The 13750-nt window shown below is 69.1% G+C and carries 12 protein-coding genes; 8 read left to right on the forward strand and 4 right to left on the reverse strand.

The genetic code is table 11. The annotated features are described in order from the left end of the window. Nucleotides 1-201: 201 nt before the first annotated feature. The 3 genes from K7396_RS08095 (at nt 202) to K7396_RS08105 (ending at nt 4318) form a co-directional block, all read left to right on the forward strand. A complete protein-coding gene (locus tag K7396_RS08095) occupies nt 202-1863 on the forward strand; it encodes a PucR family transcriptional regulator (RefSeq protein ID WP_086716317.1) in 1662 nt (553 codons plus the stop codon). A 332-nt stretch (nt 1864-2195) separates the two neighbouring features. Then, the gene (locus K7396_RS08100) at nt 2196-3050 is read left to right on the forward strand and encodes a hypothetical protein (RefSeq protein ID WP_373866875.1); all 855 of its coding nucleotides are present in this window, start codon (nt 2196-2198) and stop codon (nt 3048-3050) included. A 392-nt stretch (nt 3051-3442) separates the two neighbouring features. Continuing rightward, nucleotides 3443-4318, forward strand: a complete 876-nt coding sequence (locus K7396_RS08105) for a hypothetical protein (RefSeq protein ID WP_223659775.1) — start codon at nt 3443-3445, stop codon at nt 4316-4318. Between the two features lie 50 nt (nt 4319-4368). Here the strand turns inward: K7396_RS08105 and K7396_RS08110 are convergent, their stop codons facing one another. Next, nucleotides 4369-5097 carry a GntR family transcriptional regulator gene (locus K7396_RS08110; protein ID WP_152104303.1) on the reverse strand — a complete coding sequence of 243 codons (729 nt, stop codon included), beginning with the start codon at nt 5095-5097 and terminating at the stop codon, nt 4369-4371. Nucleotides 5098-5238: 141 nt separating this feature from the next. Between K7396_RS08110 and K7396_RS08115 the strand changes: the two genes are divergently transcribed. After that, nucleotides 5239-6078 (forward strand): (2Fe-2S)-binding protein, encoded by an 840-nt coding sequence (locus K7396_RS08115; RefSeq protein ID WP_152104302.1) that lies wholly within the window; start codon nt 5239-5241, stop codon nt 6076-6078. A gap of 57 nt (nt 6079-6135) precedes the next feature. Here the strand turns inward: K7396_RS08115 and K7396_RS08120 are convergent, their stop codons facing one another. Continuing rightward, the gene (locus tag K7396_RS08120; RefSeq protein WP_143589145.1) at nt 6136-6894 is read right to left on the reverse strand and encodes a hypothetical protein; all 759 of its coding nucleotides are present in this window, start codon (nt 6892-6894) and stop codon (nt 6136-6138) included. A 54-nt stretch (nt 6895-6948) separates the two neighbouring features. Then, entirely contained in the window at nt 6949-7503 is a 555-nt protein-coding gene (locus tag K7396_RS08125; RefSeq protein WP_086719183.1) for a hypothetical protein, read from the reverse strand. Nucleotides 7504-8433: 930 nt separating this feature from the next. Between K7396_RS08125 and K7396_RS08130 the strand changes: the two genes are divergently transcribed. From K7396_RS08130 to K7396_RS08145, 4 genes are all read left to right on the forward strand, one after another. Then, nucleotides 8434-10866, forward strand: a complete 2433-nt coding sequence (locus tag K7396_RS08130) for a glycoside hydrolase domain-containing protein (RefSeq protein WP_086719182.1) — start codon at nt 8434-8436, stop codon at nt 10864-10866. Between the two features lie 18 nt (nt 10867-10884). Beyond that, complete coding sequence (locus tag K7396_RS08135; protein WP_086719181.1) at nt 10885-11334, forward strand: hypothetical protein; 450 nt, start codon at nt 10885-10887, stop codon at nt 11332-11334. Then, complete coding sequence (locus K7396_RS08140; RefSeq protein WP_086719180.1) at nt 11331-11996, forward strand: hypothetical protein; 666 nt, start codon at nt 11331-11333, stop codon at nt 11994-11996. Before K7396_RS08135 ends, K7396_RS08140 begins: the two co-directional genes overlap by 4 nt. A gap of 259 nt (nt 11997-12255) precedes the next feature. Then, nucleotides 12256-13332 (forward strand): DUF2637 domain-containing protein, encoded by a 1077-nt coding sequence (locus tag K7396_RS08145; RefSeq protein WP_086719179.1) that lies wholly within the window; start codon nt 12256-12258, stop codon nt 13330-13332. Between the two features lie 40 nt (nt 13333-13372). Here the strand turns inward: K7396_RS08145 and K7396_RS08150 are convergent, their stop codons facing one another. Beyond that, complete coding sequence (locus K7396_RS08150) at nt 13373-13750, reverse strand: ATP-binding protein (protein WP_086719184.1); 378 nt, start codon at nt 13748-13750, stop codon at nt 13373-13375.

Here is a 13750-nt window from a genome sequence, read left to right on the forward strand (position 1 = left end):
ATCGCCACGGATACGTTCATGTCCTGTTCATGCGGATGAGGTCAGTGAACGCGCCCGGCACCCACTGGGTGCAGTCACCGAAACCATGAAGCGGTTGGCTGGCCAGGCCACCCGTCTTGTAGATTCGAACGAAAGACGAGGCTCTGAAACCTCGCGGCATTCCACCGGCAACACAGACAGCAAAGAACGGCGGGCGAGGTCATGCGGCTCCGCGCACTCCTGGACACTCCCACCCTGGGCCTTCGGCTGCTCGGGGGCGAGGACGAGCTGGACCGTACGGTACGCGGCGTGATGACCACCGACCTGCGCGACCCCAGCCGCTACCTCTCCGGCGGCGAACTGGTGCTGACGGGGCTCGCGTGGCGCCGGGAGCCCGACGACTCCGAACGGTTCGTCCGCATCCTGGCCACGGCCGGGGTCGCCGGACTCGCCGCGGGCGAGGCCGAGCTGGGCTCGGTCCCCGACGACCTCGTCGTGGCCTGCCGCCGGCACCGGCTGCCGCTGTTCTCCGTCGTCGAGGACGTCTCGTTCGCCTCCATCACCGAGCATGTCGTCCGCCAGGTCTCCAGCGAACGGGCGGGCGACCTGGCCGCCGTGGTGGACCGTCACCGGCGGCTGATGACCTCCGGCCCCACGGGCGGCGGCCCGGAGGTGGTCCTGGACCTGCTCGGCTCCGACCTGGACCTGCGGGCCTGGGTGCTCTCCCCCACCGGCCGGCAGATCGCGGGCTCGACGCTGGCGGACTCCGGGCCCGAGCTCTCCGGCGAACTCGCGGCCCGGCTCGCCGGCGAGCACCTGGCGGCGGCCCGCACGGGCCGCAGGGGCCCGCACCGCGTCACCCTGGACTCCGCCACCTTCTCCCTCTTCCCGATCCGCCACGAGGGCCGTGACCTGCGCCAGACGCTGCTGAGCGACTGGCTGCTGGCCGTCGAGGCGGACGCCGGCGACTGGCCCGACGAGCGGCTCGACCTGCTGCACGGGGTCACCCAGCTGATCGCCGTGGAGCGCGACCGGCGCGACGCGGCCCGCACCGTCCGCCGCCGGCTCGCCCAGGAGGTGCTGGAGCTCGTCCAGACCGGCGCTCCGCCCGCCGAGATCGCGGCCCGGCTGCGGGTGGCGGCCCCGGTGCTGCTGCCCGGACTGGGCGCCGCGCCGCACTGGCAGATCGTGGTGGCCAGGGTCGAGTGGGCGGACGGCGACCTGCCCGGCGGCCCGGTGGCGCAGAGCCTGCTGGAGGAGATGCTGGTCGACCCCGGCACCTTCGGCCCGGAGCCCTCCGACCGCATCGCCGTGGCGCACACCGGCGACGAGGCGGTGGCCCTGGTGCCGCTGCCCGTCCCGGACGAGCCCGCGGACGCCTCGATCACCGGTCTGCACGCCGACCAGCTGCTCTCCGTCGTCCGCGAACCGCTGAGCCGCGGGCTGGCCGACGACGGGCGGCTCACGGTCGGGGTGAGCGCCGCGGTGCACTCGGCGGAGGGGCTGCGCGGCGCCCTGGAGGAGGCCCGGCACGCCCGCAGGGTCGCCGCCGCCCGCACCGGCCGGGTCTGCGCCGCCGGCCACGAGGAGCTGGCCTCGCACGTCCTGCTGCTGCCGTTCGTGCCGGACGACGTCCGCCGGGCCTTCACCGCCCGCCTCCTGGACCCGCTGCGCGACTACGACCGCAAGCACCGCGCCGAGCTGATCCCCACCCTGGAGGCGTTCTTGGACTGCGACGGCTCCTGGACGCGCTGTGCCAGCCGCCTCCACCTGCACGTCAACACCCTCCGCTACCGCGTGGGCCGCATCGAGCAGCTCACCGGCCGCGACCTGTCCCGCCTGGAGGACAAGCTCGACTTCTTCCTGGCCCTGCGGATGAGCTGACGGCGACCCCGTCCGGGCGTCGCGCCGCGGCGTCCTCGCGCCCCGCGCTCCCGGGCCCCGCCGGTACGACCCGGCGGGGCCCGGCTACTCCGTTCGGGGTAACTCGATCGGGCGTCATCGCACTCAACTTCCCCTGGCCGCACGCCGGTCGCACCGTGCGGTGATGCGCCCGATCAGGGCCCTGCGGGGACCGCGAAACCCCCTCCCGGGGATTGTGAATTCATTCACCCACCCTCTTGGCCGCACCACGGAATCCGTGCTGAGATTCGCCCACTGCTTCCAACTTCCAGCTCAATGGCGCGCTCGGGGAGGGCAATGTGGCGGATACCGCCATGTCGGAATCCGCGGATTCCGCGGATCCGGTCAGTTCTGCGGTTCCGGTGCCGATCGTGGTGCCGGCACCCGCATCCGCACCGGAAACAGGCTCGGCAGGCACGGTCGAGGGGGACGACCCCCTCGACCGTGCCGTTTGGCGGCTGCGCTCCCGCGGCTGCTGGGACGACGCGGCCGCCCTGCTGGAACCGCACTCCGTCCACCACGCACCGTCCGCGCTGCGCCGCGCCGCGCTGCTGGTCGAGCGGTGCATGTTCACGGCGGCCGGCTGGGCCGGGGCGGAGGACGCGCTGCGCGCCGCCGAGGCACTGGCGGGCACCGACGACGAACGGGGCGGCGCGGCCTGCGAGCGCGGCCATCTCGCGTACGCCGCCACGGTCCTCGGCGTCCGCGACCGCGCCGACGAGGCACGCTCGGCACTCGGCAGGGCCGCCGCGCTGCTGGCGCCCACCGCGGCCGGGCGCCCGCTGCTGGACTTCCGCCGCGGGCTGATGGCCGAGCACGTCGCCGACAGCCCGGACTCGGCGCGGGCCGCCTACCGCCGCGCCCACGCCGGCGCCACCGCGCACGGCGACACCCTGCTGCTGTCCTTCACCTGGCGCCATCTGGCCGGACTGGCGCTGCGCGACGGCGAGTTGGCCGAGGCCCGGCACGGATTCGCCGAATCGCTGCGGATCCGCGAGGAACTCGGCTTCCTGGTCGGCACGGCACCGGCCCTCGTGGCGCTGGCCGAGGCCGCCCCGGACGCCGACGCGGACCGGCTGCGCGCCGAGGCGGCCCGGCTCTACCGCCTCATGGGCGGCGTGCCCACCTGGCTCGCCGACCATCTGTCCACCGGCATCACGGCCACCTAGGACGTGTCCGCACCCCTCACGGAAGACGGCCGGTCCACCACACTCCGTGGCGGACCGGCCGCCGCTTGTACGTCACCGCCCGTGCCTCCTCGTCCACGCGCCGTCAACCCCCCAACTTCAGCCATGCCGGCACCGTCGGCGATTGGCCGGATCCGGACGGTCCCCGCGCCGGATCGGCCGGGGTGCGATGGTTCCCGCTCCGGCCGGCCGCCGACGCGCCAGGCGAACCCTGAGGTGGGACTATGGGCCGAAGGCCCGGGGAAGGGGTGTCCCACAACGCCCCACAGGCCCCGAGAATGGCCACAAGTCGCACTGTGAGGCGGCAGCGGGGTATGGATGCTGGTCCGGGACCAGCTGGCCCCACCCACTGGCACAGCCTTTCAGGAGGCCACATGACAGCAGGAGTGACCAACACGACCGCTGCAACCGACTGGGGCAAGGCAGATTTCGAGGCGATTTACAACTGCCCGGATCCCCGTAGGTACTTCACCACTCTCCACCCCCTGGACTACCAGATTCCGCACCACGGCCAAGCGGTGTTCCGCGCCGTGGCCGAGACCCTGCAGCGGCACCGGAGCGACCGCCCGCCACTGAACGTTGTCGACCTCTGCTGCTCGTACGGGGTCAACGCGGCCCTGCTCAACCACGAGCTGTCCCTCGCCGATCTCTACGGCCGCTACACGGCGAACGGCCACGCGCTGCCGTCCACCGCCCAACTCCTCGAAGAGGACCGCTCGTTCTTCGCCACCCGGCGGCGTGCCGAACCCTGGCGGGTGACCGGCATCGACGCGGCGGACCGCGCGGTCGGCTACGCACGGTCGGTCGGCCTGCTCGACCACGGCTTCGCGGAGAACCTGGAGCTCGACGAGCCGAGCCCTCAGCTGCGGAAGGTACTGGCCGGCACCGACCTGATCACCGTCACCGGCGGCGTCGGCTACATCTCCGCGCGCACCTTCGGCCGCCTCTTCGACTGCGTGTCCGCACCGCCGTGGGTCGCCGCGTTCGTGCTGCGCGAGGTGGACTACCGGCCGATCTCCGCCCTGCTGGCGCGGGCCGGGCTGGTGACGGAGAGACTCACCACCCGCACCTTCCGTCAGCGGCAGTTCGCCGACGGCAACGAGCGGCAGGCGGCGTTCGACGCCCTGGCCGCCCGGGGCCTGTCCACCGCGCAGAAGGAAGCCGACGGCTTCTACCACGCCGATCTCTACCTCTCCCGGCCCGCCGCCGATGTCGCGGCGCTGCCGCTGGAGGAATTGCTGCCCGGCTAGCCGGCCCGGCGCCCGGCCGGGACACCCCGCCGGGCCCGCCCGGTGCGGGCTCAGTGCGGGTGGCGGGCCACCGACACGTGCTCGCGGGTGATCCGCTCGGCCACCGCGTACTCCTGGGCGACCAGGGCGTCGAGCAGCGCCGTGTGCTCGGAGGCGTCGGCCAGCAGGTCGGCCGTGCGCCTCCGGGGGCGGTCGGCCGGCGGCCACTGGGAGCGGCGCAGCAGGTCACCGGTGACCTCGGTGAGCCTGCGGTTGCCGGTGAGCGACATCAGGGCGTCGTGGAAGGCGTGGTCGGCCTCCGCGTAGCCGACCCGGTCCCCGCGGGCCGCGGCCGTGACGCCCGCCTCGGCGAGCGGGCGCAGCCCCTCGAAGCGCTCGGGGGGCAGCGCCCGGGCCAGCCGGACCACCGCGGGCACCTCCAGCATCGCCCGGACCTCGGCCAGCTCGGCGAGGTCCCGGGAGCTGCACTCGGCGACCCGGAAGCCGCGATTGGGCACGACCTCGACGGCGCCCTCGCAGGCGAGCTGCTGCATGGCCTCGCGGACCGGGGTCGCGGAGACGCCGTAGCGCTCGGCGAGCCCGGGTGCGGAGTAGACCTCGCCCGGGGTCAGCTCCCCGCCGACCAGCGCATGGCGCAGCGCGGCCAGCACCTGGCCGCGCACGGAGTGCCGCCGGGGCACGGGGGGACCGGCCTGCTCGGGCACCCGTGCCCGGGCGTGCGGTTCCTGTTCCGCCGTGCCCTGTTCCCTCACGGTTCCTCCTGACGTCTGAAGCACCATAGGCGGCGGACGCCCCCGTGCAAATCCGGGGAGCCTGCCCGGAGGTCGTACCGGCGCCAGGACTGGTGTTCAGCGGGCAAGGGTAAGCCTTCGAGCAAGGTAAGGCTTACCTGCTAACGATCGCGATTCGGTGGTCCCCGCATGACTCGTGCCCCCGCCGCCCCGCCTTCCGCCCACCCCCTCACCGCGGCCTACGCCCGGCTCTCCGCGGTCTTCCCCGGCCTGCGGGTGACCCTGTGGGACGCGGCCCCGCCCAGCGGTGACGGCTGGGTCTGCGCGGCCGGGCTGGCGGCCGGCGGCGACAGCCTGGAGTCCTTCCTCGCCCGGAACGACGCCCGGATCGTGCGGGACCACGGGCAGCGCGCCCGGCCGGACGTCGTCGCGAGCTTCGCCCTGCACCGCTACGCCTGGCCCGCCTGCCTGCTGATCACCCTCCCCTGGTTCCTGCACCGCCGGGTCCCGCGGCTGCCCGTGCAGGACGTCTCCTTCCAGCGCGAGCCGGGCCGGATGGCGGTGCGGATCAGCGCGTTCGCCTGCCTTCCGGACGATCCGGCGGCGGCGCTGCCCGGCGCCCGGGTGGTACCGGACGAGGAGGCGCTGCGCGCGGAGGTCAGGGCGGCGGTCGCCGCACACCTCGGGCCCGTCCTGGACGGTTTCCGCACCCGGACGCGGCGCGGGCCGCGAGCACTGTGGGGCATGGCGTCCGACGAGATCGCCGAGGGCCTGTGGCACGTCGGTCACCTGCTGGGCGAGGAACAGCGCGCGGTCGCCGCGCTGCAGCTCCTGCTGCCGGGCGCCACCGCCCCGTACGTGGGGAGCGCAGGCTTCCGCGAGCTGACCGGACCGTGCGGCGAGCCACTGCCCACCCGCGACCGCGCCAGCTGCTGCATGTACTACACACTGCGCCCCGCCGACACCTGCCTCACCTGCCCCCGCACTCGCGACGAGGAACGCGTCCGGCGCCTCACCGGGGCGGGCTGAGACCTCGGTTGCCGGCCTTTCTGGTTCGGGGCGGAGCGATGCCCCGAACCAGCCTCCTCACTGCCGAAGTTCCGTCCGTTGAAGCCTCTCGACGGTGATCTTCGGGTGAGCCGGCACGGGCTTGCCGCTCTGCCGCACGGTCAATTCGGTCGGCCACGACGTTCCGGGGTAGAGACCGACGGTATCCAGTGACGCCTGCGCGGTGGCGTTGTACCCGTCAGGTCCGGTGACGCGGATGCGAAAGGCGTATGAGGCGCGCCGGTCACCTCTGTTGGTGATCTTGCACGGCACGACGAGCCCGGCACCCTCGCGCTTGGCGGCATAAACCGTCAGGTCGCCCTGTTCGGCAACGGCCGACCCGAACTCCTCAGTACCTCGCGGAATGCCATGGCGCGGAGCCGAGGTGATGATGTCGCCGGACGGTGCGCGGTTTCTGCGCTCCTCCGCAGCCCTGTCCTGCGCCTGCTTGTCCTCACCGCGCTCCGCCGGGCCGGAGGCGGGATCCCGGGGAGCTTCAGTCCGAGGAGCTGTGGACTGAGCGGGCGCCGGCCCCTCGCCCGACTCAGCGTGAGCTCCGGGCGTTTCCGTGTGCGCTGCGGCCGTGCGCTCGTGTGCGCCACCGCATGCAGTGACCGTTGACGCCACCAGCCCCAATACGGCCAGACTCAATGCGTGGCGCCATTTCAGGCGCCATTGATTGTCCGTCACTTTCCCCCCAGGCTGTTCTGGATTCCCATCAACCGCATGACCTCGTGCTGCGAGCGCTTCCGGCCGTACGCCGCACGGCAGCGGACTCTCCTCCAGGAACGCAGCCATGCACTCATGCGGACACCATTGCGCTGCACTGACGTCGCAGCGCGTCGACCGACGTCAGTCACACAGCGTGGCCGACGTGACGCGGTCGATGAGGACCTTGCCATTCGCGTCCCACATCAGCGCGCTGACCATTGAGCACTGGACATATCTACCGGATACGTCCGCGTACTTCACAGGACCCGCGTACCGGCTGAAGGTGCCTTCATCGACCGTGCAGGTAGCACCGGTCTTGTTCGGGCACAGCTTGAGCTTCATGCGCTTGGCGCTGCCGGTGTTGTTGTCGAACAGCGCGCAGACACCGGACGACCCGGTGGTGAACTTCGTGTACGTAAACAGAGTTCCGTACCGCCTCGCGTCCGGAAGTCGTTCGGCGTATTCCAGCTCGTAGCCGCTGCCACAGAGGGTTGCGGTCGCCGTGACGGCTTCCGGGTCCGCCTCAGCGATCGCACGGGTCCGAGCATCTCCGGCCCCCTTCTCGGACAGCAGGGCGCTGGTGCCGGCGATGTGCCGATCGCTCGACGGCAAGTCCTGGGCCGTTGCTCGAGGAGCTGTGAGAAGCGTAAGAGCGAGTGCCGCTCCCGCGGCAGCGGTACGTAAGACATTACGCATGAGAAAGCCACTCCTTCTTCACGAGAAGACCTTGCCCGACGAATACGATCCAGGCGTTTCCGGGCACTGCGAAGTCGCACCTGGAAGACACGCAATGATCCCGACCGGCCATGACACATGACGCCGGGAGATCCCTACGGGAGCAATTCTGCGCGCACCGCGTCAGTTACATCCAACGCCCCGGCGGGAAAGGGCTCAGAGCCACTCCGGTGCGGTCTCGGCGCGATCCCGGCAACAGCGAACAGGGATACAAGTCATCGCGCTCAGGCACAGTAACCCACGGACATCCGCAGCGAACAGCGGAACTTTAGGCTCCATGTCTAAAATATCAGGCTTGATGGGCAAGTCTCCCTATTTCTTGTCTCAATTACCGTGCCATGGCTGAGACATACAGGCCCGTACACAACAAGAACGGCCTCAATCCAGCCAGTTTGACTGGATCTCATATGCGGAGCGCGCAGTTCAACGGCAGGCCGTGATGGGCGGTTGACTGCCCGGAGCGCATGGGATGGGATGCGTTCACTGCTCAGCCGGCAACGGCCACGATCCAATTCCTTGCACCGTGCCTTTATGGGGGAGACCTTTCCGGCGAGGGGCCGGCACCGGCGGAACGGCTGTTCCTTCGCATCTGAGTAATTCCGCTGTACCGATGGATATTTCCATGGGCCGAGGAGAATGATCGCCGCCTCACTCAGCGCCCCGTCGTCACGACGGTCACACTCGTCCGCGACTGATTCCTCACGCCCACCATCGGTGCCGCCGCCCGCGCTTACCCTGCCCACCGGCCCGGTCCCCGGCCTCTCTCCGGCCTGGCGAGAGCCACATCCGGCCTGTGAAGCAGTTCGGCTTTGACGTCCGTACCGCCCATCGCCCATCGCCCAACCCGGCCGTGGGGCTCGTCCCCGAGTATCCACACGAGAGGAATCAGACATGGCAGACGAGCAAGTTCTCAGAGCTCAGAAGTGGGTCAACTCCCGCTACAGCAGCGTTGCGGGCTACGTGCGCTGCCCCGAGGACGGCCGGACCGGCTGGGGGACCATGACTTCCCTTGTCATGGCGCTCCAGCATGAACTCGGTATCAGCCCGGTCATGGGCTCGTTCGGCCCCACCACGTATGCGAAGTTCGCCGCCCTCGGTGACATCGGCTTCCAGTGGGACAAGAACCGCAACCTTGTCTCCGTCCTTCAGTACGGCCTGTGGTGCAAGGGGTACTGGGCCGTCGAGCCCGGAAGCGAGGGCTGGTTCACCGGTGTCACCCGTGACGCCGTCAAGAAGCTTCGCGGGAACATGGGCATCGGCGGCGAAGGCGTCATCAACGCCCCGATCGCCAGAGCTGTCCTGAACATGGACGCCTACGTCGTCGTGGCCGGTGGCACCGACGGGATCCGCTCGATTCAGCAGTGGCTCAACGGCCGCTACTGGACCCGTGACGCCTACAACATCGGTCCCTGCGACGGCGTCTACTCCCGGGATGTCCAGAAGTCACTGATGATCGCCCTCCAGTACGAGTTGGGCATCGCCGCTCCGACCGGCAACTTCGGTCCCGGCACCCAGGAAGGTTTGAAGGCCCACACCCTCGCCCCGGGCGACTCCGGGGTCTTCGTCCAACTCTTCTCGGCCGCATGCGTCTTCAACGCTCCGACCTACCTTCCGAGTGGGGACCCGGTCCTCACGACTTGGCGGTCCACCTATGACTCCGGCGATTCAAGCCTCGCCGCATGGGTCAAGTTCTTCCAGAAATTCAACAAGTTGACTGAAAGCGGGAAAGGTGACTACGCGACGTGGGCTCAGCTCTTGGTCTCCATGGGAGACCCCGATCGCGAAGCGCACGGATCGGACACACGATTCGAGATCACTCCCGCTCGCGCTAAATGGATGTATGACAAGGGCTATCGGTTCGTCGGGCGCTACATATACGACCCGCCCGGCTCAACCCTGGACAAAGAAATCAAGCCGGGCGAGCTGGAGACCATCTTCAGTAACGGCCTCAAGGTCTTCCCGATCTACCAGGACAACGCCCGAAGACTCGGAGATTTCTCATACAGCTCCGGTTACCAGCACGGGCTCAACGCACACAAACACGCCTCCGCCTACGGATTCAACCGGGGCACCACCATCTACTTCGCTGTGGATTACGACGCGACCGGAGAAGAGATCCGAAGCGCCATCGTTCCGTACTTCCATGGCGTGCAGGCCGCCCTCGCCAGCCAGGGCAAGAAATACACGCACGGGGTGTACGGATCCCGGAACGTTTGCAGCACCGTCAGCAACGCGACGTTCGCCCGCTCCTCTTTCGTATCCGGAATGTCCTGGGGGTTCTCAGGGAACCTCGGATTCCCCATCCCCAGAAACTGGGCTTTCAACCAGATCAAGGAATTCAAGGTCACCAACGGCTCCGACACGTTCGACCTGGACCGCGACGTAGTTTCCGGGATCGACCCCGGCGCCTCCTCGGTGAACGACGCAGGTGGACCGGCGGACGTTTTCATCAACTACGTCCAGCAACTGTACGACCTGGCCGGCTCGTACGGGGCCGGCGGACAAAAGCGCAGCCAACTCGTCATGGAGTACATCCGCCACCGCGAGTACGGCGACAAGGATCTGGCCAACAAGCTGGGCTGGTGGTACCTCATCGGCTCGTACGACACCGGATTCGTCGATTACTGCAATTCCAAGGGCATGAGCATCAAGGGTTCCTTCACCGACCCCTTCACCGGCTATCAACTCGGCTCCCCGCACATGATGGCCACGGCGAACGCACATCTCCTCAGGGATCAGCCGGGCGACAAGAAGGCCGCCAATGGCGGGGATGTCGGTGGCTGGGCCGGCGATCTGATGACGTTCTGGGCCGACTGGCGCAACTCCGAACAGAGTTATGCCAACCCGTGGCAGTTCGCCCACGACAGGCTCGCGGTCCCCGGCGTGGCATCGTCCTTCGGCTTCACCGACCTCATAGAAGACGCCGACGGGTACCACCTCGCCCGAGCCGTACGCGGCAACAAGAGCATCGTCGACGCCCTGAAGGACCACTACAACGGAGGCGGCGGCCTGCGACGCTTCAACAACTACTTCAACCAGAGGTGGGGCAACGCCACAGACTGCAAGACCTCCGCCCACAATGCCCTGACGTCGCTGGACAAGACCCTTTCAGCCGCGCAGATATACCTCATCACCTGTTCCGGAGCAGCTCAGCCGGCGGACTACCAAAACCTCCCCGGCGGAAGCGAAAAGCTCGGCAAGTTCGAGCAGGGGTTCGTCGACGCCCTGCTGGCCCGCATGGGCACGGAGCGACGCAGCCTGTCCCGGTACCGCGCAAACCATGAAAAGTACCTCAAGGCGGCCCGCGCCCGCTCCGCTCGATGACAACGAAAGAACAACGGCATGAAAGAAGCCTCGGTCCTCATCGTCGCAGTGATCCTTGCCGCCTGGCTCGTGTGGAACCTGTGGAACCTCTTTCACATGGCCGTCGGCCTGCGAAACGGATCATGGCGGCGGGCGATGTGGTGGACGCGCTTGTGCTCCGTCGCGCTCTGTGCCGGCCTCGCATCGTGGATCCGGGGAGTGTTCGGGGGAGGCCTCGACGTCCGCGAAACGTGTCTGTTCGTCCACCATGAGCGCTACGACGCGACGTACTGGGACGCCCATGCCGAGGAGTTCAGGAAAGTCTTCCCGCTGCACAACAAGTGCAATGCGCATTACGACTTGGTTCCCGCATGGATCAATCCGGCCATTGTGACCTGTGCCGTCATTTCATTGGCCGCTCTCGCCGTCCTCCTGTGGTTCGGCACCACACACCTCACCCGCTTGCCCGGAAAGGAGAACCAGTCATGAATCAGTCTGGTCTGTCAAGGCGCCGGTTCATAGCCGCCGGCTCCGGCGTTGCCGCCGCTGCAACGCTGGTCAACCTCGGTGGCGCCAACTGCGCGTCGGCCGATACCCGCGCTTGGAAGGGTCCGGTATCCAAGAACAGGTGGCCTGTCCTGGACGAGGCGACCAGCTTCACCATCGAAGGCAGCGGCCGGAAGGTCTCACTCGCGGAGGGGGACGCCGCCACGATCCTCCTCAACGTGGCCCGCCGGTTCCACTATGAGATCGACTCCCTGCGCGCCGGCGATGTTCACGGCTGGACACGCGACCATAAGCTGACGGAGACATACGAGTCGAACTACCTGTCCGGCAGCGCGCTGGCGATCCGTCCCGTGGACTATCCGGTCGGCGCCAAAGGCAATTTATATCCGCACGAACTCGTCATCATCCGGGACATCCTCGCTGAACTCGACGGTGTCGTCGCATGGGGCGGTGACTTCAAGAGACCGAAGGAATCCCACTTCGAGATCGCGCTCAGACCCGGCCACCCACGCTTGAAGGGGGTGGCTCGCAAGATCCGCGAGTGGAACAGCGGCCCTGGCAACAACGGCGCGGGGACGATCGACGCCTTCGACCCGAAACGTCGAAGCGCTGCACACACGTTCTTTCAAAGACAGGCGTCATAAGAATCCGCGGTGCGGCGCGATGCACGTCGGGCAGCTTCCCGATCCTCGTGCCGCGCTTCGGCGCTCCTGGCGTCCATGCCATCCAACAGGGCGATTTAATCGAAATCCCTTTCCCGTTGCGCGCGACGGTTCGAATCCGAGGTGACTTCCTCGCACCCCTTGGCGGCTTCTTGTTCCGAACGCCTCGGTTGCCACAGTGGTTTCCGCCAGGATGTCGCGGAAATCGCGTATCCGAGGCACGAGGCAAAGGGACCCCAGAATGAGGATGACCGACATATCGCTGGATTGGCTGGTTCCCGGGGCCCTGGTGGTCGTCGGTGTGCCGGTGGCCGTGGCGCTGGTGATGCGCGGCAGGCGTGCGGCCGCGCGGGCCGGCGGGGAGGACTCCTGGGAGCGCAGCGAGGAGCGTCGTCGTCGTAAGGAGACGGTCTTCGCCTCGGCCTCCTATCTGTTGCTGTTCTGCTGTGCGGCGGTCGCCGCCGCGCTGTCGTTCCACGGTCTGGTCGGCTTCGGCGTGCAGAACCTCAACCTCTCCGGGGGCTGGGAGTACCTGGTGCCGTTCGGGCTCGACGGTGCGGCGATGTTCTGCTCCGTGCTCGCCGTGCGGGAGGCCAGCCACGGTGACGCGGCGCTGGGCTCGCGGCTGCTGGTGTGGACGTTCGCGGGTGCGGCGGCGTGGTTCAACTGGGTGCACGCGCCGCGCGGCCTGGACCACGCGGGAGCGCCGCAGTTCTTCGCCGGGATGTCGCTGTCGGCGGCGGTCCTCTTCGACCGGGCGCTCAAGCAGACCCGCCGGGCGGCGCTGCGCGAACAGGGACTGGTGCCCCGTCCGCTGCCGCAGATCCGGATCGTCCGCTGGCTGCGCGCGCCCCGCGAGACCTTCGCGGCCTGGTCGCTGATGCTGCTGGAGGGCGTACGGACGCTGGACGAGGCGGTCGAGGAGGTCCGTGAGGACCGGCGCGAGAAGGAGGCCCACCGGCTCCGCAGGCGCGAGCAGGGCAGGCTCGATCGTGCACGGCTCAAGGCCATCAACCGGCAGCACCGCAGCTGGGGCCTCGGGCGTGGTGGCGGCCGGCAGTTGGTGACGACGGCGGCGGCCGCGGAGGTGGCCGGGACCGACCCCGCCATAGCCGGTGACGTCGAGCCGCCGCGGACCGGGGACCTGCCGTCACGCGCCCGTCCGGCGCTCAAGGCCGTGTCCGGCGCTGAGGCCGAGGGTGCCGGTGCCGCGGCTCCGCGGACCGTGGATCTCACCGCCGAGGACGACACCCAGACGATCCCCCGTCTGGACTCCCTGGAGGAGAAACTCGCCGAGATCGAACGGCAATTCGGCTGACCGGTGGCGGACCGTGCCCTCCGGCACCCCCGCCCATGGGTCAGGCCGGTCCGCCGCCCAGTTCGAACCACACGCTCTTGCCGAGGCTTTCGGTGCGTATGCCCCAGGCGTCGGCTAAGGAGCGCACCAGCATCAGTCCCCTGCCGGAGGTCCCGTCGGTCGTCGGCGCGCGCGGCTCGGGGCGGCCGGGGACGAAGTCCCTGACCTCCACCCGCAGCCGGTCGCCGACCCTGGCCGTGACGACGGCGCCGCCCTCCGCATGGACCAGGGCGTTGGTGACCAGCTCGCTGGTGAGCAGCGTCGCGACCTCCGCGAGCTCGCCGTCCCCCGGCGACGCCCAGCGGCTGAGCAGCTGGCGCAGCTCCCTGCGCACCTCGCCGACCGCTTTCAGATCCGCATGCCGCACCTTGCGCTGCAG

Origin of the sequence: Streptomyces angustmyceticus, assembly GCF_019933235.1 — a bacterium.
Taxonomy (GTDB): domain Bacteria; phylum Actinomycetota; class Actinomycetes; order Streptomycetales; family Streptomycetaceae; genus Streptomyces; species Streptomyces angustmyceticus.